Here is a 21,046-nt window from a genome sequence, read left to right on the forward strand (position 1 = left end):
TCATTCCGGCTTTCATTCCGGCTTTCATTCCGATCCTCATCCCTTCACCGCCCCCGCGCTGAAGCCGGTGATCAGCCACTTCTGGATGAAGGCGAAGACGATCACCACGGGGACGGCGGCGATGATGCCGCCCGCGGCCAGCGCGCCCAGGTCGACGCTGTCCCCGCTCATCAGGGTGTTGAGGCCGACCGGAATCGTCTGCTTGGTCTGGTCCGACAGGAACATCAGGGCGAACAGGAAGTGGTTCCAGGCGTGCACGAAGGCGAAGGAGCCGACCGCGATCAACCCGGGCCGCAACAGCGGGAGGACGACGATCCGGAAGGCGGTGAGCCGGTTGCAGCCGTCGACCCAGGCGGCCTCCTCCAGGGAGTACGGCACGTTCCGGATGAAGCCGCTGATCAGGATCATCGACAGCGGAAGCTGGAAAACGGTTTCCGCGATGATGACGCTCGCCAGCGAGTTGATCATCTTCAGCTCGGCGAAGATCTGGAAGAGCGGCACGAGAAGCAGCGCGCCGGGCACGAACTGGGTGCACAGCAGGGCGAGCATGAAGCCGCGCTTGATCTTGAAGTCGAAGCGGGCCAGGGCGTAGCCGCCGGCCAGGGCGACGCCGGTGGTGAGCAGCAGGGTCGCCACCGCGGTGATCACGCTGTTCTGGAAGTAGATCCCGAAGTCACGCTCGTTCCAGACCTTCTCGAAGTGGTCGAAGGTCATGGGCCAGGGCACGAGCGAGGTCGAGCCGGCCGGGCGGAGCGCGAAGAGGAGGATCCAGTAGAAGGGGACGAGGGTGAAGACCAGATAGATCGTCAGAGGGAGGTAGATCTGCCAGCGCGGAGCTTCGTCCCAGGCGCGCTTTCTCTTGGACGGCCGTCGGTCGGCGGCCTGGGGCAGGTGCACGGGGACGGGCCTGACCTCGGTGGCCTCCTTGGTGATCACTTGTCGCCTCCTCCGAACTTGCTCAGCCGCAGATAGACCATCGAGCAGAAGAGCAGAATCACGAACGCGACCGTGGTGAGGGCGGACGCGTAGCCGAAGTTGTGTGCGTCGACGCTGGTGTTGGCGATGTAGAGCGGGAGGGTGGTGGTCTCCCCCGCCGGGCCGCCGCCGGTGAGCGTGTACAGCAGGTCGACGTTGTTGAACTCCCACACCATGCGCAGCAGCGTGGACAGGACGATGGCGTCCTTCAGGTGGGGCAGGGTGATGTACCAGAACTGCTTGACGCGGCTGGCGCCGTCGACCTCGGCGGCCTCGTACAGGTCCTTGGACACGGACTGGAGGTCGGCGAGGATGAGGATCGCGAAGAAGGGGACGCCGCGCCACAGGTCGGCGACGACCACCGCCGGGAAGACGGTGGAGGTGTCCGAGAGCCAGCTGGTCCCGTACTCGCCGATGCCCATGTCCGCGAGGTAACGGGTGATGCCCGTCTGCGAGTTGTAGAGCAGCACCCAGATCGCGGAGGTCAGCACGCCGGAGACGGCCCACGGGGAGAAGACCAGTGCGCGGCCGAGCGAGCGGCCGACGAAGGTCTGGTTGACGATCAGCGCGAGCGCCAGCCCGAACAGCAGTTGCAGCCCGACCTCGACGAAGACCCACTTGGCGCTGAAGGTCAGCGTGTCCCAGAACTGCGGGTCGTCGGTGAAGATCTTGGTGAAGTTGTCGAAGCCCGCGAAGCCGTTCCGCCATGGCTTGGTGGGGTTGTAGTTCTGCAGGCTGTAGTAGAAGACGCTGATGACCGGGTAGGCGATGAAGCCCAGCATCAGCAGGGCCGCCGGCGCGATCAGCAGGTACGGCAGCCTGCGCGGCGTGGCGGAGGCACGGCGCCGCCGCCCGGGCGCGGGCGGTTTCGCCACGGCTGCGGCTTGGGCCATGACTGTTCTCCGTTCTCAGTTACGTCGTGCGTGCGTGGTGCGTGTGTGGTGCGCGTGGTGCGTCAGTCGTGCGTCGTTCGGGAAGCGCTTTCTTCCTGTGCAGGGGTGTGCGCTGCGGTACTGGCTGCTCAGCCCGCGTACGGGTCCGCGACCTTGCCCGGGCGGGCCAGGAACTCGAAGTCGCAGCCGGTGTCGGCCTGGGTGATCTGTTCGTTGTAGAGCGCGCCGTAGCCGCGCTCGTACCGGGTGGGCGGCGGCGTCCACTCGGCGCGACGGCGCGCCAACTCCTCGTCGTCCACGTTGAGTCGGAGCGAGCGGCCCTCGACGTCGAGGGTGATGGAGTCACCGGTGCGCACCAGGGCGAGGGGCCCGCCGACGTACGACTCGGGGGCGATGTGCAGCACGCAGGTGCCGTAACTCGTGCCGCTCATCCGGGCGTCGGAGATCCGGACCATGTCCCGGACGCCCTGCTTGAGCAGGTGGTCGGGGATGGGCAGCATGCCGTACTCGGGCATGCCCGGGCCGCCCTTGGGACCGGAGCCGCGCAGCACCAGCACGGTGTCGGCGGTGATGCCCAACTCCGGGTCGTTGAGGGTGCGTTGCATGGTGCGGTAGTCGTCGAAGACGACCGCGGGGCCGGTGTGCTGGAGCAGCTGCGGCTCAGCGGCGATGTGCTTGATGACGGCGCCGTCCGGGCAGAGGTTGCCGCGCAGGACGGCGACCCCGCCCTCGTTCGCCACCGGGTTGTCCCGGTGCCGGATGACGTCGTCGTTGTGGACCTGGGCACCGGCGAGCTGCTCGCGCATCGTGTCGTACGAGACGGTCGGGCGGTCCAGGTGGAGCAGGTCCGGGATCCGGGAGAGGAAGCCGGGCAGGCCGCCGGCGAAGTGGAAGTCCTCCATGAGGTACGTCCGGCCGCCGGGGCGGACGTTGGCGAGGACGGGGACGGTCCGGGCGATGCGGTCGAAGTCGTCGAGGGTGAGTTTGACGCCGGCCCGGCCGGCCATGGCGATGAGGTGGATCACGGCGTTGGTGGAGCCGCCGAGGCCCAGGACGGTCGTCACGGCGTCCTCGAAGGCGTCGTGGGTGAGGATCGACGAGAGAACACGGTTCTTGTGGACTTGTTCAACGATCCTCATGCCGGATTGCGCGGCCATCCGATCGTGCCCCGAGTCCACGGCCGGAATGCTCGACGCGCCCGGGACCGTCACGCCCAGCGCCTCCGCGGCGGCCGTCAGCGTGGACGCCGTGCCCATCGTCATGCAGTGGCCAGGCGAGCGGGCGAGGCCGTTCTCCAGCTCGGCCAGCTCGCAGTCGCCGATGAGACCGGCCCGCTTGTCGTCCCAGTACTTCCACATGTCGGTGCCGGAGCCGAGGACCTCGTTGCGCCAGTGGCCCGGCAGCATGGGCCCGGCCGGCACGAAGACCGTCGGCAGGTCGACGCTGGCGGCGCCCATGAGCAGCGCGGGAGTGGTCTTGTCGCAGCCGCCCATCAGCACGGCCCCGTCGACCGGATAGGAGCGCAGCAGTTCCTCGGTCTCCATCGCGAGCAGGTTGCGGTAGAGCATCGGGGTCGGCTTCTGGAAGGTCTCGCTGAGTGTGGAGACCGGGAACTCCAGTGGGAACCCGCCCGCCTGCCACACGCCCCGTTTGACCGCCTGGGCGCGCTCACGGAGGTGCACATGACAGGGGTTGATGTCCGACCAGGTGTTGAGAATCGCGATGACCGGCTTGCCGAGGTGCTCCTCGGGCAGGTAGCCGAGCTGGCGGGTGCGGGCCCGGTGGCTGAAGGAGCGCAGGCCCTCGGCGCCGTACCACTGGTGACTTCTGAGGTCCTCGGGACGTCGCCGCTGAGGCTGCTGGGACGGGTCGCCGGGAAGATCGTCGAAGCGCTTCATATGGACCATCCGGCTGCTATGGCGGCAACCTCGGCCCGCTCGCCGTCGGGCAGCGTCCGGCTCGGCGGGCGGACCTCGCGGCGGCACAGACCAAGGGAGGCAAGGGCCTCCTTGACGACGGTGACGTTGTTGGCGGAGCCGCCCGCGGCCCGCAGCTCCTCGAAGCGCCTGATCTGTTCCCACACTTTCATCGCGGCCGGGTAATCCCCTGATCGAAGCGCTTCGATCATGTTCAGCGAAACGGCCGGGGCAACGTTCACCAGCCCCGAGGTGAAGCCGGTGGCGCCCGCGGAGAAATAGGAGGGGGCGTAGGGCTCGGCGAGACCGGCGACCCAGACGAAACGCTCCAGGCCGGCGTCGCGCGCGAAGGCGGCGAACCGGGAGGCGTCCGGGACGGCGTATTTGACGCCGATGACGTTGGGACAGTCGTCGGCGAGTTCGGCGAGGCGTTCGCCGAGCAGCTGCGCGTTGCGGATGTACGGGACGACCCCCAGCTCGGGCACGGCCCGCGCGATCTCCCGGTGGTAGTCGACCCAGCCGCTCTGCGAGACGTAGGGGTGGACGGGCTGGTGCACCATCACCATCTGCGCGCCCAGGTCACGGGCGTGCCGGGCGGAGGCGACGGCGGTCGGCACGTCATGGCCGACGCCGACGAGGATCGTTGAACGATCCCCCGCCTCATCGATGGTCAGTTCCGTGACGAGCCGGCGCTCCTCGGGGGTGAGGGCGTAGAACTCGCCGGTGTTGCCGTTCGGGGTGAGGGTGGTGATGCCGCCGTCGAGCAGCCGGCGCAGCAGGGCCCGGTGGGCTTCGCCGTCGACGGAGCCGTCCTCGGCGAACGGGGTCACCGGGATCGCCACGACGTCGGCCAGGGCCGCCCGCTGGGTCTCGAACGCCACGCTGCTCATTCCTGACCTTCCTGTTCAGGTAGCTGTGCCTCTTGGGCGATCTCGGGGAACGCCCGGTGCACGAAGGACGCGATGTGGGCGTGCAGGGCGCGGCCGGCGCCGTCCGCGTCGCCGGCCAGGGCGAGCCGCAGGATCTCGCGGTGCTCGCCGGCCTCCCGTTCCCAGGAGGGCGAGGCGGCCCAGGCGACGGCGGAGACCAGGGCGGCCTGGTCGCGGACCTCGTCGAGCATCCGGCCGAGCAGCGGGTTGCCGCACGGCAGATACAGGGCGCGGTGGAACTCCCGGTTGGCCAGGGACCGCTCGGCGGTGTCGGTGGCCTCGTCGGCCCTGGTCAGCGCGGAACGCGCGGCGTCCAGGGAGGCGCCTCGGCGCACGGCCCGCCTGAGCGCCTCGGGTTCGAGGAGCAGGCGTACGTCGTAGACCTCGCGCGCCATGTCCGCGTCCACCATGCGCACCGTGACGCCCTTGTACTGGCTCATGACGACCAGTCCGGTGCCGGCCAGGGTCTTGAGCGCCTCGCGCACCGGGGTCTTGGAGACCCCGAACTGCGCGGCGAGCTCGGTCTCGACCAGGGCCTGACCGGGCGTCAGCCGCCCGGTCAGGATGCGGCGTTTGATCTCCTCCAGCACATACTGCGTGCGGGACGGGATCGGCGTGGGCACAGAGGTCATGCGCGCCTCTCGGATCTCACGGATCTCGGGATCGGATCTCACATATCGCGTCTCATATATGACGTACGAAGTACGACGCGTTGAAGGTAGGAGCAGCCCTGTGTTTCGTCAATGCTTCTGACAAAGGAAGCGTCAGAAGGGGATGGTCTCGCCCTCGCGTGCGGTGCGGGTGGGTCCGCCGAAGGCCGTCGCGGCGCGGGCGGTCGCTTCCTTTCGGTCCAGCGTGGGCCCGACGTGGGTGATGTACAGCTCGCGCACCCCCGCCTTGCGGGCGGCCTCACCGGCGTCCTCCGGCGTGAGATGCACCTGCGGCTCGCGTTCGCCTTCGCGATGCCGGTCGATGTCCGCCTCGCACAGGAACAGCTCGGCCCCGGAGGCGAGTTCGGTGAGCGCGTCGCAGGGCCCGGTGTCGCCGGAGTAGGCGAGGACGCTGCCCTGGCACTCGGCGCGCAGCCCGTAGGCCTCGGTGCCGTGCGCCATCGCGCGCGAGCTGAGGCGCAGGTTCCAGTGCCGTACGGTGTGCCCGTCGAACAGGGCCCTGAAGTCGAGGAACTCGCTCAGGAACCGTACGTCCGGCCGGCCGAAGAAGCCCGCCATGCGCCGGGCGCAGTCGAGCGGCGCGTAGACCGGGATCGGGGCCGGCGGGGTCATCCCGCCGTAGGCGAACGCGTAGGCGGCGGCGAGGAGATCGGCGCTGTGGTCGGCGTGGAGGTGGGAGATCCAGATCGCCGTGAGCCGGTCGGGATCCGTGTGCCGCTGCAACTCGGCGAAGGAGCCCGGCCCCGCGTCGACCCACACCTCGGCCCCCGCGCCGCGCAGCAGATAGCCGGAGCAGGGGCGGCCGGGCCCCGGGTGCGGAGAGGCGGTACCGAGGACGGTGAGGCTGAGGGGCATGCTCGGGAGCGTACGTTTCGGCCCCGCCGGACGCGCCCCGTTTACGCGGACGCGCCCGGTTTACGTCCGTGTGCGGCGGCCACGGGCTGGGCCGGCCGGCGGGTCCACGCGGGGTCGCGGCCGCTCAGGCCGACCGCGCGGTCGAGCAGCGGGGCGTCTGCCGGCACCTCGACGACGGGGCCGAAGATGCCCTCTCCGCGGTCGTTCTCGGCCGCCGCGGCGGCGAGGAAGTCGTGCGCGGCCGACAGCGCCGCCGGGTCGGGCCGGTACTCCTGCCGCGTGGCGCGGGCCAGGTCCCAGCCGTGGATCACCAGTTCGTCTACGGCGACGGCGGCCGCGATCTCGCCGGGCAGGTCCACGCCGCCCGCGCGGGTCATGCCGCTCCAGGCCGCCGGGTCGCGCCAGGCTTCGGCGAGTTCGTCGAGCGCCTCGGCCAGTTCCTCGCGCCAGCCGGGGCCGATGTCCGGCACGGCGGTCGCCGGCGGGGTGTCGGTGGTGGCGCCGAGGTCCTTGCGGGCGGCGTCGCGGAAGGCGACGGCGAGGCCGGTCAGATGTCCGAGCAGGTGGCGGACCGCGTAGTCCGGGCAGGGCGTCCCGTCCGTGAGCCGCTCGTCGCGGACCGCCTCCGCGAGGCGCGCCACGATCCGGGTCTGGGGTCCGAGGTCGAGGGTGATCGTCGAGTAGGTCATACAGGGTGGACCGACGGCGGCCCCCGAACTCATCGGTGCGGCGCCGCGCACTCCCGGCCGCGTTTCTAAGGCACCTGCCCGATGCCCGGACGGGGGCCTTAGAACCACGATGACCAGGCATGACGAAGAACTGGTCCGTGCTGCGCGTCCTGCGGGACCGGGACGCGGCGCTCTATCTCGCGGCGTCGGTGGTCTCCGGGTTCGGCACCTCCGCGCTGTGGCTGGTGTCCGGGGTGTGGGTCAAGGACCTCACCGGCTCGAACGGGCTCGCGGCGCTGTCCGTGCTGGCGCTGTGGCTGCCCACCCTGTTCGGCCCGCTGCTGGGCGCCCTCGCCGACCGCACCCCGCGCAAGCCCCTGCTGGTCGCGCTCAACCTGGGCCCGGCGGCCCTGCTGCTCACCGTCCTCGCCGTGGACTCCCCCGGCCGGCTGTGGCTGCTGTTCACGGTGCTGGTGCTGTACGGCGCGGCCTCGGTGGTGGCCGACGCGGCCGAGTCCGCGCTGGTCGCCGGCGCGGTCGCACCGGAGCTGCTCGGCGACTTCAACGGGCTGCGCACCACGGCCGTGGAGGGCATGAAGCTGGTGGCCCCGCTGGCGGGCGCGGGCGTCTACGCGGCCTACGGCGGCCCGAGCGTGGCGCTGCTGGACGCGGCGAGTTTCGTGTGCGCGGCGGGGCTGTACGCGTGCGTGCGGGTCCGCGCGGCCCGTCCGGAGCCCGTCACGGGCAGTTGGCGGGCGCGGACGGCCGAGGGCGCCCGCTTCCTCTGGGGGCACCCGGCGCTGCGTCCGCTGGCCGTGGCGGGCGGTACGACGATGCTGTTCGCTGGGGTCAACGGCGCGTCGGTCTACGCCGTCGTCGAGGGCCTCGGCCGCGCCCCCGCCTTCGCGGGCGTGCTGTACGCCGTCCAGGGCGCCGGTTCGGTCGTGATCGGGCTGCTCTCGGGGCCCGCGCTGCGGTGGCTGGGAGAGCGCAGGTTCGCGGCGTGCGGGATCGCCCTGACGGCCGTCGCGGTGGCCGTGCGGGCCGTCCCGTCGGAACCGGTGGTCCTGGTGTGCGCCGCCGCGATCGGGGCCGGGCTGCCCTGTGTGCTGATCGCCGCGCTGACCGCCGTCCAGCGGGAGACTCCGGACCCGCTGCTGGGCCGGGTCGCCGCCACGGCCGGCACCCTGCTGTACGCCCCGAACGTCTTCGGCCTCGCGATCGGCGCCGGACTCGTCGAACTCGTCCCGTACCAACCCCTGCTGGCACTGCTGGGCGCAACCCGCCTGCTGACAGCCCTGCCCCTGTTCCAGCGCCCCACGAGCCCGCCGGGCCTTCCCACCGCCCGCTCAGCGCGCCACTGAGCGGGTCGGGCGAAGTCGGCAGCGCCCTCAAAGGGGCGCGGGGAACTGCGCGACCGGCCACGACAGCGCCGCAGCAAAACGACGGCACATCACGGACACCTCCAGCGAAGCGCTCAGCGCCTCCCGGACGGCAGCGAGGTCCGCGTCCGACGCCAGCCCGACCTGAAGCAACCGAACCACCGACACCCCCGGCCTTCCCACCGCCCGCTCAGCGCGCCACTGAGCGGGTCGGGCGAAGTCGGCAGCGCCCTCAAAGGGGCGCGGGGAACTGCGCGACCGGCCACGACGGCGCCGCAGCAGAACGACGGCACATCACGGGCACCTCCAGCGAAGCGCTCAGCGGGCCGCCAGTGCCTTCCGGACTGCGGTCAGGTCCGCGTCCGACGCCAGGCCGGCGTGGTACAGGCGGATCTGGGTCGCCCCGAGGTTCTTCGCTCGGGTCGCGTCGGCCGTGAGGGTCTCCGGGCTGCCGCCCATGCCGGAGACGACACCGAGGTTGGCGGCGATGACCGCGCCCTCGCGGCGCTGCTCGGCGAAGGGGGTCAGCAGGGCGGGCCCGCCCGCGCAGGGCACCACCACGCCGTCCGCGACGGACAGGATGTGCGCGGGGTCGACGCCCGGGTTGGCGCCCACGTGGTACGTCACGGGGTCGGCGTGCAGCAGGACCTGGAAGCCGGCGGGCGCGGCGGCCCGGACTGCGGCGACGGCCGTCTCCTGGAGGGTGCGGGCGGTTTCGTCGCGCCACGCGCGCGTGGCCGTCGCCGTCTCCTCCCCGAGGAGCTTCTCGACGCCTGCCCAGCCTTCGTCGTCCGGCGCCCCCCGCCACAGCGGCTCCAGCGCCTCGCGGACGGCGGCGGCGAGCGCCTCGGCGTCCAGGCCCTGCTCGCCGTAGCCGGACCGGCAGTCGGGGCAGAAGCAGAGCGCCATCAGGTACTGGCCGGCGTCGCCGAGGCCGACGCCGCCGGTCTTGTCGTGGGCGTGCAGATGCTGGAGGCCGTACCAGCCGAGGGACTCCAGTTCGGTGCCGCCCGCGCCGGGGCGCACGGCGGCCTCGGCGGCGAGGTCGACGAGGTACGCGCGCGTGGCGGGCTGGGCGATGCAGGGGGCCCACGGGTAGCGGTCGCCGTAGGCGTTGACGACCGAGGTGTCCGGATGGTCGGCGCCCAGGCGGGAGTTGTGCGCGAGGACGACCCAGGTGTGCACGTCGAGGCCGGCCCCCGCGAGCGCTTCGGCGGCCTCGCCGTAGGCGTCGCCGGGGGCCCAGTCGCCGGCCGGGTACGGGCGCAGGGCGCGGCCCTCCCAGCGGCCGTCCGGCGGGTACAGCACGGCCGCGTGCTCGGCGGTGACGATGCGGTGGCGCGGGTGGCGCGGGGTGAGGGCGCGGGTGGAGTGGTAGGCGGAGGCGAGGGTCACCTGTTCCACTCCGAGCGCGGCGATCCGGGCCGGGGCCTCGGGATCGCCGGTGACGTCCCAGGGGTAGACGAATGTCGACGCCTTCACTTACTTGTCCTCCTCCAGCAGCGCGTAGCCGCGTTCCAGCACCTGGGCGAGTTGTTCGACATGATCCTCGCCCGGTTCGTGCAGCGGCGGGCGGACCTCGCCGACGTCGAGGCCGCACAGCCGGACACCGGCCTTGACGAGGGAGACGGCGTAACCGCGGCCCTGGGCGCGCAGTTCGACGAACGGCCGGTAGAAGCCGTCGAGCAGCCGGCGGGCGGTGGCCTCGTCGCCGGTGGTGAGCGCCCGGTGGAAGGCGAGGGCGATGTCGGGGGCGAAGCAGAACACGGCCGAGGAGTAGAGGGTGACGCCGAGGGCCCGGTAGGCGAGCTGGGTCTGTTCGGCGGTCGGCAGGCCGTTGAAGTAGAGGAAGTCGCCGGGGACCTCGGTGCGCACGGCGCTGACGATCCGCTGCATGAGGTCGAGGTCGCCGAGGCCGTCCTTGAGGCCGATGATCCCCTCGGTGCGGGCGAGTTCGACGACGGTCTCGGGGGTGAAGACGGCGTTGTCGCGCTGGTAGACGATCGCGGGCAGCGCCGTCGCGGCCGCCACCGCGCGGTAGTGCTTGAGCAGGCCCACCTGGGCGGCCACGACGAGGTAGGGCGGCAGGACGAGCAGACAGTCCGCCCCGGCCCGCTCCGCGAGCCTCGCGTAGCGCACGGCGAGGGCGGTCCCGTAGCCGGCGCCCGCGACGACCGGCACCCGCCCGGCGGTCTCCTCGACGGCCGCTCGTACGCAGGCCTCGAACTCCTCCGGTGAGAGCGCGTGGAACTCCCCGGTGCCGCAGGCCGCGAAGACGGCGGCGGCGCCCGCCTCCACCCCGCGGCGGACGTGTGCGCGGTAGACGTCGAGGTCGAGGGAGCCGTCGGGGCCGTAGGCGGTGACGGGGAAGAACAGCGGTCCGCTGGGGACGCGGAGGCGGGCGGCGAGCGGGGCTGACGTCACAGGCTCTCCCGGGTCCATATTCTTGAGCGGTGTCCATATTCCTGAACAAGCTCACGCTAAGGTGCCCGATCGAGCCCGGTCAAGCGGGCCAACCCCCGAGACACCAGCAGTTTTGGCGCGGCTGTAGGACACTTGACGGGCACCGCCGCCGCTCCTTAGCGTGTCCATGAATGTGAACTTCAGCCATGCATGCGTCCGCCCACGTGTTCCGTCCATGCGTCCGTCCGCTCAAGTGATCCAAGAGGAGACCCGAGGATGCCCGCACCGCGCACCGTCCTGCTCACCGGCGCCGCCGGCGGCCTCGGCACCCTGATGCGGGACCTGCTGCCGGCCTACGGCTACCAGCTGCGCCTGCTCGACCTGCGCCCGATCGACGGCGAGCCGGACGCGATCGTCGCGGACCTGGCCGACAAGGGGGCCGTCCGCGAGGCCGTGCGGGGCGTCGACGCGATCATCCATCTCGCGGGCATCTCCCTGGAAGCCCCGTTCGAGAAGATCCTCAAGGCCAACATCGAGGGCACCTACCACCTGTACGAGGCCGCCCGCGAGGAGGGTGTCGAACGGGTCGTGTTCGCCTCCTCCAACCACGCCGTCGGCTTCACCCCCCGCCCCCGGGGCGACGACCCGCTGATCACGATCGACGCGCCGCGCCGCCCGGACACCTTCTACGGCCTGTCCAAGTCCTTCGGCGAGGACCTCGCCCAGCTCTACTGGGACAAGCACGGCCTGGAGACGGTCTCGGTGCGCATCGGCTCCTGCTTCGCCGAGCCGACCAGCGTGCGCATGCTGTCGGTGTGGATGAGCCCGGCGGACGGCGCCCGCCTCTTCCACGCGGCCCTGACCGCCGAGAACGTCGGCCACACCGTCGTCTACGGCTCCTCCGCCAACACCCGGCTGTGGTGGGACCTCGGCACCGCGCGGGCGCTCGGCTACGAGCCGCAGGACGACTCCGAGCCGTACGCCGAGAAGCTGATCGCCGAACAGGGCGAGCTGGACCCGCAGAACATCGCCCACGCCTACCTGGGCGGCCACTTCGTCAGCGACCCGCCGATCTGGCCGTACTGAGACGGGCGCCGAACGGGCGGCACGGCGCCGCCTTCGGGCGTTCCCGGCGCCCCCTGAAGGTGGCGCGCAGCGCCGCCCAAGGGGCGCGGGGAACTGCGCGACCAGCCACAACGCACCCGCAGCCGCCGCACGACAGCACCTGCCGAGCCCGTAGGCCCGATCCGCCCGAACGGGTACACGCGGTCACTATCACCCCTGCAACAGACCTGGTCACCGCCCCGCACCCGCTGTAGAACTTCCTGCATACGGCCCGAACGGGCAACGACATCAGGAAAGCGGGTGACGAAATGACCGGCACCGCGGAGGACCGCCGGCGACACATCGTCCGCACCGCCCGCGCGACCGGCGCCGTCGACGTCAACACCCTCGCCACCCAGCTCGGCGTGGCCAAGGAAACCGTGCGCCGAGACCTCCGCGCCCTGGAGGACCACGGCCTCGTCCGCCGTACGCACGGCGGGGCCTATCCCGTGGAGAGCGCCGGCTTCGAGACGACGCTCGCCTTCCGCGCCACCAGCCACGTGCCCGAGAAGCGCCGCATCGCCGCCGCGGCGGCCGGACTGCTCGGGGACGCCGAGACGGTCTTCGTCGACGAGGGCTTCACCCCGCAGCTCATCGCCGAGGCACTGCCCGCGGACCGGCCGCTGACCGTGGTCACCGCGTCCCTGCCGGTCGCGGGCGCGCTCGCCGAGACCGACAACATGTCCGTACTGCTGCTCGGCGGCCGGGTGCGCTCGGGCACCCTGGCCACCGTCGACCACTGGACGACGAAGATGCTGGCCGGCTTCGTCGTCGACCTCGCCTACATCGGCGCCAACGGCATCTCCCGCGAGCACGGTCTGACCACCCCGGACCCCGCGGTCGGCGAGGTCAAGGCGCAGGCCGTGCGGGCGGCCCGGCGCACGGTCTTCGTGGGCGTGCACACCAAGTTCGGGGCGGTCAGCTTCTGCCGGTTCGCCGAGGTGGGCGCACTGGAGGCGATCGTGACCAGCACGCTGCTCCCGACGGCCGAGGCGCACCGGTACTCGCTGCTGGGGCCTCAGGTCCTCCGGGTCTGAACCCCCGAACCACCCATCCCCGAGGGCACCGCCATGCCTCGGGGCGGCCGATACATCCCACTATGCCCAGGAGCGATCCATGCGCACCCAGAGCCGACGGAGGCCGCGAGCCACGCTCGCCATGGCCGCCGCAGGGACGCTGCTCGCACCGTTGCTCTCCGGCTGCTGGGCCGGGGCCGGCGGGGCGGGTTCCGGCGGCGACTCCCTCAACGTCCTCATGGTCAACAACCCCCAGATGACCGAGTTGCAGAAGCTCACCGCCGCACACTTCACCAAGGAGACCGGCATCAAGGTGAGCTTCACCGTCCTGCCGGAGAACGACGTCCGCGACAAGATCAGCCAGGACTTCGCCAACCAGGCGGGCCAGTACGACGTGGCGACCCTGTCGAACTACGAGATCCCGATCTACGCCCGCAACGGCTGGCTGCGGTCCATGGACGCGTACGTCGCGAAGGACCCGGCGTACGACGAGAAGGACGTCCTCGAGCCGATGCGCGAGTCGCTCACCGCGGACGACGGCGAGCTCTACGGCCAGCCCTTCTACGGCGAGTCGTCCTTCCTGATGTACCGCAAGGACGTGTTCGCGGCGAAGGGCCTGACCATGCCCGCGCACCCCACCTGGGAGCAGGTGGCCGACCTCGCGGCGCAGACGGACGGCGCCGAGCCCGGCATGAAGGGCATCTGTCTGCGCGGACTGCCCGGCTGGGGCGAGGTGATGGCGCCCCTGACGACCGTCGTGAACACCTTCGGCGGCACCTGGTTCGACAAGGACTGGAAGGCGCGGCTGAACTCCCCCGAGTGGGAGAAGGCGGTGAAGTTCTACGTCGGCCTCGTCCGCGACCACGGCGAGTCCGGGGCCGCCCAGTCCGGCTTCGCCGAGTGCCTGAACAACATGACCCAGGGCAAGGTCGCCATGTGGTACGACGCCACCTCCGCGGCCGGTTCCCTGGAGGCCGCGAAGTCCCCGGTCAAGGGGAAGATGGGGTACGCGCCCGCCCCCGTGGAACGCACCGACGCGGCCGGCTGGCTCTACACCTGGGCCTGGGGCATCCAGAAGTCCTCCCGCAACCCCGACAAGGCCTGGAAGTTCGTCTCCTGGGCGTCGAGCAGGCAGTACGAGGAGCTGGTCGGCGAGGAGATCGGCTGGGCGAACGTCCCGGCCGGCAAACGGGCGTCGACGTACGAGAACGCGGCCTACCGCGCGGAGGCCGGCGCCTTCCAGGAGATGACGAAGCAGGCCATCGAGGCCGCGCGGCCCAACGACCCGGGAGTGCAGCCGCGGCCCGCGCCGGGCATCCAGTTCGTCGGCATCCCCGAGTTCACCGACCTCGGCACCAAGGTCTCCCAGGAGATCAGCGCGGCCATCGCCGGACGCCAGTCCGTCGAATCGGCCCTGAAGAAATCGCAGGCGCTCGCCGAGCGGATCTCCGAGGAGTACGAGGGACGATGACCGCGACGACGACGGCCCCCGCGGCCGCACCCCCCGTACCCACGACCCGCGCGCGGGAGGCACGGCTGCGCGCCTGGGCGACCCGCGCCCCGCTGCTGCCCGCCCTGATCTTCATGATCGTGGTCACCCAACTCCCGTTCGTGGCCACGCTGGTGATCTCCTTCTTCGACTGGAACGCCCTCTACCCCGACGCCCGCCGCTTCACCGGCCTGGACAACTACCACCAGGTCCTCACCGACGCCGACCTGCGCCATTCGGTGTGGACGACCGTCCTGCTGACGGCGACCGTGGTGCTGGTCAGCCTGGTGCTGGGCCTGGCGCTGGCGCTGCTCCTGGACCGCAGGTTCCGGGGCCGTGGCGTGGTCCGCACGCTGCTCATCGCCCCGTTCCTGGTGGTCCCGGTGGCCGCGGCCCTGCTCTGGAAGCACGTCCTGTACAACCCCGAATACGGCCTGCTCAACGGGTTGTTGCACTACGTGGGCGGCCCCCAGCCGGACTGGATCTCGAACACCCCGCTGCTCGCGGTGGAGGCGTCCCTCGTCTGGCAGTGGACGCCGTTCATGATGCTGATCCTGCTCGCCGGCCTGCAGAGCCGCGACCAGCAGCAGCTGGAGGCCGCGCGGGTGGACGGCGCGAGCGACTGGCAGATCTTCCGCTATCTGACGCTCCCGCACCTGCGCCGGTATCTGGAGCTGGGCGCGCTGCTCGGGTCGATCTACATCGTCCAGAACTTCGACGCGGTCTTCACGCTCACCTCCGGCGGCCTGGGCACCGCGAACCTGCCCTACACCGTCTACCAGAGCTTCTACCAGGCCCATGAGAACGGCCTCGCCTCGGCCGCGGGCGTCCTGGTGGTCATCGGCTCGATCGTCATCGCGACCTTCGCCCTGCGGGTCGTCTCGTCCCTGTTCCGCGAGGAGGTGTCCCGCGCATGAACGTCGTACGCCGAGGCGGACTCGCGCTGCTGGCCTGGGCAGCCGGGATCGTGTTCTTCCTGCCCATCGCCTGGATGGCCCTGACCTCCTTCCACTCCGAGCAGGACGCGGCGACCAACCCGCCGTCCTTCACCGCGTCGCTCACCCTCGACGGCTACCGCGAGTTCTTCGGCACCGGCGGTGGCGCGACGCCCTGGCCCGCGCTGATCAACTCGACGGTGGCGTCGGTCGGGTCGACCGCCCTGGTCCTGCTGCTCGCCCTCCCGGCGGCCTACGCGCTGTCGATCCGCCCGGTGAAGAAGTGGACGGACGTCCTGTTCTTCTTCCTGTCGACCAAGATGCTGCCGGTGGTGGCGGGCCTGCTGCCGATCTACCTTTTCGCCAAGAACGCGGACCTGCTGGACAACATCTGGCTCCTGGTCGTCCTGTACACCTCCATGAACCTGCCGATCGCGGTGTGGATGATGCAGTCGTTCCTGGCCGAGGTCCCGGTGGCGGTGATCGAGGCGGCCCGGGTGGACGGGGCCCGGCTGCCGACGATCCTCGCGCGCGTGGTCGCCCCGATCGCCCTGCCCGGCATCGCGGCGACGGCCCTGATCTGCTTCATCTTCAGCTGGAACGAGCTGCTCTTCGCGCGCGTGCTCACCGGTGTGGTCGCGGAGACCGCCCCCGTCTTCCTGACCGGCTTCATCACCAGCCAGGGCCTGTTCCTGGCGAAGGTGTGCGCCGCCTCGCTCGTCGTCTCCCTGCCGGTGCTCGCCGCGGGGTTCGCCGCCCAGGACAAACTGGTCCAGGGCCTGTCCCTGGGAGCCGTGAAATGAAGGCCGCCGTCATCGAGTCCGTGGGCCGCGCCGTCGTCACCGAGGTCCCCGACCCGACGCCCGGGCCGCGCGAGGTGGTCGTGGAGGTCGCCGCCTGCGGGCTGTGCGGCACCGATCTGCACATCCTCCAGGGCGAGTTCGCGCCGAAACTGCCCCTCGTGCCGGGGCACGAGTTCGCGGGCGCGGTGGTCGGGGTCGGCGCCCAGGTCACGGAGCTGTCGATGGGCGACCGGGTCGCGGTCGACCCGTCCCTCTACTGCCACGAGTGCCGCTACTGCCGTACGGGCCACAACAACCTCTGCGCGCGCTGGGCGGCGATCGGCGTGACGACGGCGGGCGGCGCGGCGCAGTACGCGGTGGCCCCGGTGGCGAACTGCGTACGGCTCCCCGAACACGTCCGCACCCAGGACGCGGCCCTGGTGGAACCCCTCTCCTGCGCGGTGCGCGGCTACGACGTGCTCCGCGCGCGCCTCGGCGCGCATGTGCTGATCTACGGCTCCGGGACGATGGGGCTGATGATGCTGGAGCTGGCGAAACGCACGGGCGCGGCGAGCGTGGACGTCGTGGACGTGAACCCGGCGCGCCTGGAGACGGCACGGCGGCTGGGCGTCTCCGGGGCGGCGGCGAACCCGGAGGAGCTGGAGCGTCCGCAGGGCTGGGACGTAGTGGTGGACGCGACGGGGAACGCGGCGGCGATCCAGGACGGGCTGGAGCGGGTGGCCAAGGCCGGGACGTTTCTGCAGTTCGGGGTCGCGGACTACGCGACGCGCGTGACGATCGACCCGTACCGCATCTACAACCAGGAGATCACCATCACGGGCTCGATGGCGGTCCTGCACAGTTTCGAACGGGCGGCCGAGCTGTTCGCGAACGGGGTGCTGGATCCCGGTGTCTTCATCAGCGACCGGGTGCCCCTGGAGCGGTACCCGCAGGCGCTGGAACAGTTCGCGTCCGGGGTGGGCAGGAAGATCGTCGTGGTTCCGTAGCGTCCCGGGTCCGGGGGGACCCGATTGGCCGCCGGGTAAGGGAACGGCAAAGTGGGCCCGATCGTTCACGAGGCATGACAGCTATGACCCCCGGCTCGAACATCCCTCTCCCGGTCGCCCGCGTGACGGTGGACGTCGCCGCACCGGTGCGGCTCGACGTTTCGGGCCTGCTGCTCACCGGCGACGGCAAGGTGCGCTCCGACGACGACTTCATCTTCTACAACCAGCCCGCCGGCCCGGGCGTCACCTACCGCTCGGGCGGCGGCACAGCGCCCGACGCGATCACGGTCGACACCACCGCCCTCCCCCCGGGCATCGAGAAGATCGTCGTCACCGCGAGCCCGGACGCGGCGGGGCAGACGTTCCAGGGCGTCGAGCCGACGGCGACGATCCGCGGCGCGGACGACAACAGCGTCCTGGCCACGTTCACGCCCCCGCAGCTCGGCAACGAGACGGCGCTGGTCGTCGTGGAGATCTACCTCCGCAACGGCGCGTGGAAGGCCCGTGCGGTCGGCCAGGGGTACGCCAACGGCCTGGCCGGCATCGCGACCGACTTCGGCGTGACGGTGGAGGAGCCGGCGCCGGCCGTCCAGACCCAGCCGGTCGCCCCGCCGCCGCCCGTGCAGCCGCCGGTCACTCCGCCGGCCCCGCGCATGGACCCGCGCACCGCCACGCCTCCGCCGCCGCCCGCTCCCCCGGCCGCTCCCCCGGCCACTGGGAAGATCAACCTGGACAAGGGCCGGGTCAGCCTGCAGAAGAACCAGACCGTGTCCCTCGTCAAGGGCGGCCGCCCGCTGCTCTCGCAGGTCAAGATGGGCCTCGGCTGGGAGCCCGCGTTCCGCGGCAAGGACATCGACCTGGACGCCTCGGTGATCGCCTACGGGCCCCAGCGCAACCACATCGACAGCTGCTACTTCGGCAAGCTCTCCATCGTCAACGGCGCGATCAAGCACTCCGGCGACAACCTCACCGGCGAGGGCGGGGGCGACGACGAGGTGATCGTCGTCGACCTCGGCCGCCTCCCGCAGGAGGTGAGCGGTCTGGTCTTCACGGTGAACTCGTTCTCCGGCCAGAAGTTCACCGAGGTCGCCAAGGCCTACTGCCGACTGCTGGACGCCGCGACCGGCGAGGAACTCGTCCGCTTCGACCTCACCGGCGCCGAACCGCAGACGGGCGTGCTGATGGCCAAGATGATCAGGCAGTTCTCCGGCGAGTGGGAAATGACGGCCATGGGCGACTTCGTCAAGGCCCGCACGGTCCGCAACATGGTGAAGCCAGGAGCCCAGGCCCTGTAACCGCCCCCCCAGCCCGACGGGCGCCCGCCCCTACGGGGGCGCCCCCACCCCCCTCGCCGCGAACCGCGACCGACACCGTCATCGGGGCGGCCGCCGCCGAAGCGGGTGGGGTCTCGTCGTCAGCGGGCGGGGCGTAGGTCCTGGGGCAGGAGGCCCTCTGTCAGTAGGGATACGTAGCGGTGGATGGCGCCGGTGTCGCCGTTCGCCAGTTCCGAGGCTGTCGCCACGCCGTGGGCGAGGCGCAGGACGTCGATCGGTTCGACGTCCGGCCGTAGGGTCCCCTCGCGCTGGGCCGCGCCGACCAGCCGGGCCGCCGCCTCGTTCATGTTGGTGCCGCAGGCGGTGACCGCGGCCGCGCTGCCGTCCGTGACGGCCGAGCCCAGCAGGGACTTCATGCCGCGGACCTGGATCGTGCCGACGCACAGCTCGTTGAGCCACGCCACCAGCGCCTCACCCGGCGGGAGCTCCGCGCCGAGTTCGTCGGCCCGGGCGGCGAGCGCCTCGACGCGGTCGAGGTAGGCCGCCTCCAGCAGCGCCTGCCGCGTCGGGAAATGCCGGTACAGCGTGCCGGAGCCGACACCCGCCCGCTTGGCGATGTCGTCGAGGGACGCGCCCTCCCCATGCTCGGCGAAGGCCTCCGCCGCCACCTGCAGCAAGCGCTCGTAGTTGCGGCGAGCGTCCGCGCGCATGGGTCTTCCTCGCGTCATCCAGCTGACTCCTTGCGAACCGGGGACTCTCTCGGGCGACCGGGTCCTGTCGCGCTGTCCGCATGGTCCACCACATCGCGCGGCGGCACCAGACGGGCGCCGGCCCGGGCCGCCCGTCCGGCGCGCCGGGGTTCACATCTTCGTCGCCCCCGCCGCGAGGTCCCGCAGGAAGTGGCGCGCGCCGATCAGGAACACGATGATCAGCGGGATCACACTCATCAACGCCCCGGCCATCACCAGGGAGTAGTCGGTGTTGTAGAGGACGTTGAGGTTGGCCAGGGCGACCTGGAGGGTGACCTTCTCCGGGTCGATCATGACGACCAGCGGCCAGATGTAGTCGTTCCAGATGCCGATGAACGTGAAGATGCCGAGGAACGCCAGGGCCGGCCGGAACAGCGGCAGCGCGATCTGCCAGTACAGCCGGAAGAACCCGGCGCCGTCGATCCGTCCGGCGTCCAGCAGTTCGTCGGGCAGCGAGTTCTGCGCGTACTGGCGCATCCAGAAGATGCCGAAGGCGTTGGCCGCGCCGGGGATGATCAGCGCTTTCAGCGAAGCCGGCGGCGAGGACCTCGTCCTCGTTCTTGAATTGACATGCTCCTCGCCCTGAAGGGCGAGGATTCTGGCCTTCTCGACTGGTTGCTGTGCCGCTACGCGGCACGGTTTCCGGTCGGGAATCCGTGGCTTCCTGTTTCTTCGCGCTGTGCCGGGATCGCTCCTGGTCTTACCGGCGCTCCGCAGGCCGACACCGCCAGTCCGGCGGCCTGTTTGACGTTGATCGCGGCGTTGGTGTCCCGGTCGTGGACGGTACCGCAGGCGCTGCAGGTCCATTCCCGGACGTTCAGGGGTTTGGGCCCGTCCTTGACACCGCAGGTGGAGCAGGTCTGGGAGGTCGGCTCGAACCGGCCGATGGTGACCAGGGTGCGGCCGTACCGTTGCGCTTTGTACGTGAGCATGCCGAGGAACTGTGCCCATCCGGCGTCGTGGACGGACTTGGCCAGCCTGGTGCGGGCCAGAGCCTTCACCGCCAGGTTCTCCACGGCGATCCCTTGGTTCTCGGAGATCAGCTTTGTGGAGAGTTGGTGGTGGAACTCGCGGCGTGCGTCGGTGACCTGGGCGTGGGCGCAGGCGACTTTGAGGCGGGCCTTGGCGCGGTTCTTCGATCCCTTCTGCTTGCGGGACAGCTCCTTTTGGGCCTTCTTCAGCTTCTTCTCCGAGCGCCGGAGGAAGCGCGGGGAGTGGATCTTCTCGCCGTTGGAGAGGACCGCAATGGGGGCACCCCCTCTGGGGGAGGGTCAGGCCGAGATCGATGCCGATCGTACGGTCGGAGTCGGGCATGCGTGCCTGGTCGACGGCGGGGTCAGTGTCGATGACGAAGGAGGCGAAGTACCGGCCGGCCGCGTCCTTGACGACGGTGACGGAACTGGGGGTGGTGGGCAGCGTGCGGGACCACTTCACCTTCAGCGCGCCGATCTTCGGCAGGTTCAGACGGCCGCTGCCGGTCATGTTCCAGCGGGCGTTGGCGGTGAACCGGATCGACTGCCGGGCATCCTTGCGCGATTTGAAGCGGGGCGGGCCCAATTTCGGGCCTTTCCGGGTGCCTTTGAGGGAGGCGAAGAAGTTGCGGTACGCGGTTTCGGCGTCCCGCAGAGACTGCTGGAGCACCACCGCGGAGACCTCGCCCAGCCAGGCACGCTCGGCTGTCCGTTTGGCCTCGGTGATCAGGCGCGTGGACAGCTGACCGGCCGTCGGGAACGGCTGCCCGGCCGTACGGGCGTCTTCACGGGCGCGGACCGCGTCGTTGAACACGACACGGGCGCACCCGAACGCCCTCGCCAACGCGGTCTGCTGAGCGGTGTTCGGGTACACGCGGAAGCTGTACCTGAGCTGCATGACGATCACATTAGGCACGTCGAACCCACGTCGTCACCGGGAACATGCGAGCGGCCCGTCACCGTCACGGAGCAGGGCCCGGCTCCGCCGGAACGCCACCGCGACGCTCCGCGTCGCAATCCCAGGATT

General features: G+C 71.0%; 18 protein-coding genes and 2 pseudogenes. 8 read left to right on the forward strand and 12 right to left on the reverse strand.

Features of this window, described 5'->3' with window-relative positions; genetic code table 11:
- Positions 1-36: 36 nt before the first annotated feature.
- The 7 genes from ACWCPF_RS20735 to ACWCPF_RS20765 form a co-directional block, all read right to left on the reverse strand.
- Positions 37-936 (reverse strand): carbohydrate ABC transporter permease, encoded by a 900-nt coding sequence (locus tag ACWCPF_RS20735; protein ID WP_451046509.1) that lies wholly within the window; start codon positions 934-936, stop codon positions 37-39.
- A complete protein-coding gene (locus ACWCPF_RS20740) occupies positions 933-1,868 on the reverse strand; it encodes a carbohydrate ABC transporter permease (protein ID WP_451046510.1) in 936 nt (311 codons plus the stop codon). Before ACWCPF_RS20740 ends, ACWCPF_RS20735 begins: the two co-directional genes overlap by 4 nt.
- A gap of 128 nt (positions 1,869-1,996) precedes the next feature.
- Positions 1,997-3,766 (reverse strand): L-arabinonate dehydratase, encoded by a 1,770-nt coding sequence (gene araD, locus ACWCPF_RS20745; protein ID WP_451046575.1) that lies wholly within the window; start codon positions 3,764-3,766, stop codon positions 1,997-1,999.
- Positions 3,763-4,674 (reverse strand): dihydrodipicolinate synthase family protein, encoded by a 912-nt coding sequence (locus ACWCPF_RS20750; protein ID WP_451046511.1) that lies wholly within the window; start codon positions 4,672-4,674, stop codon positions 3,763-3,765. Before ACWCPF_RS20750 ends, araD begins: the two co-directional genes overlap by 4 nt.
- Positions 4,671-5,345 carry a GntR family transcriptional regulator gene (locus ACWCPF_RS20755; RefSeq protein ID WP_451046512.1) on the reverse strand — a complete coding sequence of 225 codons (675 nt, stop codon included), beginning with the start codon at positions 5,343-5,345 and terminating at the stop codon, positions 4,671-4,673. Before ACWCPF_RS20755 ends, ACWCPF_RS20750 begins: the two co-directional genes overlap by 4 nt.
- Before the next feature lie 132 nt (positions 5,346-5,477).
- Positions 5,478-6,239 (reverse strand): MBL fold metallo-hydrolase, encoded by a 762-nt coding sequence (locus ACWCPF_RS20760; protein WP_451046513.1) that lies wholly within the window; start codon positions 6,237-6,239, stop codon positions 5,478-5,480.
- 41 nt (positions 6,240-6,280) lie between these two features.
- Positions 6,281-6,928: a TIGR03086 family metal-binding protein gene (locus tag ACWCPF_RS20765; RefSeq protein ID WP_451046514.1), complete on the reverse strand. Its 648-nt coding sequence runs from the start codon at positions 6,926-6,928 to the stop codon at positions 6,281-6,283.
- 119 nt (positions 6,929-7,047) lie between these two features.
- Here ACWCPF_RS20765 and ACWCPF_RS20770 point away from each other — a divergent pair, with 119 nt between their 5' ends.
- Complete coding sequence (locus tag ACWCPF_RS20770) at positions 7,048-8,271, forward strand: MFS transporter (RefSeq protein ID WP_451046515.1); 1,224 nt, start codon at positions 7,048-7,050, stop codon at positions 8,269-8,271.
- A 336-nt stretch (positions 8,272-8,607) separates the two neighbouring features.
- Here ACWCPF_RS20770 and ACWCPF_RS20775 read toward each other — a convergent pair whose 3' ends face one another.
- Together ACWCPF_RS20775 and ACWCPF_RS20780 are read right to left on the reverse strand one after the other, a co-directional pair.
- Entirely contained in the window at positions 8,608-9,771 is a 1,164-nt protein-coding gene (locus ACWCPF_RS20775; protein ID WP_451046516.1) for a hypothetical protein, read from the reverse strand.
- Positions 9,772-10,731 carry a 5-dehydro-4-deoxyglucarate dehydratase gene (locus ACWCPF_RS20780; protein ID WP_451046517.1) on the reverse strand — a complete coding sequence of 320 codons (960 nt, stop codon included), beginning with the start codon at positions 10,729-10,731 and terminating at the stop codon, positions 9,772-9,774.
- A 237-nt stretch (positions 10,732-10,968) separates the two neighbouring features.
- On the opposite strand from ACWCPF_RS20780, the gene ACWCPF_RS20785 reads away from it, so the two are divergent.
- The 7 genes from ACWCPF_RS20785 (at position 10,969) to ACWCPF_RS20815 (ending at position 18,320) form a co-directional block, all read left to right on the forward strand.
- A complete protein-coding gene (locus tag ACWCPF_RS20785; RefSeq protein WP_451046518.1) occupies positions 10,969-11,778 on the forward strand; it encodes an NAD-dependent epimerase/dehydratase family protein in 810 nt (269 codons plus the stop codon).
- A gap of 287 nt (positions 11,779-12,065) precedes the next feature.
- Entirely contained in the window at positions 12,066-12,833 is a 768-nt protein-coding gene (locus ACWCPF_RS20790; RefSeq protein WP_451046519.1) for a DeoR/GlpR family DNA-binding transcription regulator, read from the forward strand.
- 79 nt (positions 12,834-12,912) lie between these two features.
- Positions 12,913-14,283 (forward strand): ABC transporter substrate-binding protein, encoded by a 1,371-nt coding sequence (locus tag ACWCPF_RS20795; protein WP_451046520.1) that lies wholly within the window; start codon positions 12,913-12,915, stop codon positions 14,281-14,283.
- Positions 14,280-15,218 (forward strand): carbohydrate ABC transporter permease, encoded by a 939-nt coding sequence (locus ACWCPF_RS20800; protein ID WP_451046521.1) that lies wholly within the window; start codon positions 14,280-14,282, stop codon positions 15,216-15,218. The genes ACWCPF_RS20795 and ACWCPF_RS20800 overlap by 4 nt, the downstream gene beginning before the upstream one ends.
- Positions 15,215-16,039: a carbohydrate ABC transporter permease gene (locus ACWCPF_RS20805; protein ID WP_451046522.1), complete on the forward strand. Its 825-nt coding sequence runs from the start codon at positions 15,215-15,217 to the stop codon at positions 16,037-16,039. Before ACWCPF_RS20800 ends, ACWCPF_RS20805 begins: the two co-directional genes overlap by 4 nt.
- A complete protein-coding gene (locus tag ACWCPF_RS20810; protein WP_451046523.1) occupies positions 16,036-17,025 on the forward strand; it encodes a zinc-dependent alcohol dehydrogenase family protein in 990 nt (329 codons plus the stop codon). The genes ACWCPF_RS20805 and ACWCPF_RS20810 overlap by 4 nt, the downstream gene beginning before the upstream one ends.
- 83 nt (positions 17,026-17,108) lie before the next feature.
- Entirely contained in the window at positions 17,109-18,320 is a 1,212-nt protein-coding gene (locus tag ACWCPF_RS20815) for a TerD family protein (protein WP_451046576.1), read from the forward strand.
- 119 nt (positions 18,321-18,439) lie between these two features.
- Here ACWCPF_RS20815 and ACWCPF_RS20820 read toward each other — a convergent pair whose 3' ends face one another.
- The 3 genes and pseudogenes from ACWCPF_RS20820 to ACWCPF_RS20830 all read right to left on the reverse strand — a co-directional run bounded on the left by ACWCPF_RS20820 (position 18,440) and on the right by ACWCPF_RS20830 (position 20,917).
- Positions 18,440-19,027: a TetR/AcrR family transcriptional regulator gene (locus ACWCPF_RS20820; protein WP_451046524.1), complete on the reverse strand. Its 588-nt coding sequence runs from the start codon at positions 19,025-19,027 to the stop codon at positions 18,440-18,442.
- Between the two features lie 132 nt (positions 19,028-19,159).
- Positions 19,160-19,579 (reverse strand): annotated as a pseudogene (locus ACWCPF_RS20825) (carbohydrate ABC transporter permease); the annotation flags it as partial.
- Positions 19,580-19,674: 95 nt separating this feature from the next.
- Positions 19,675-20,917: pseudogene (locus ACWCPF_RS20830) on the reverse strand (RNA-guided endonuclease InsQ/TnpB family protein).
- Between the last annotated feature and the right edge of the window lie 129 nt (positions 20,918-21,046).

The organism is Streptomyces sp. NPDC001858, from assembly GCF_053594615.1.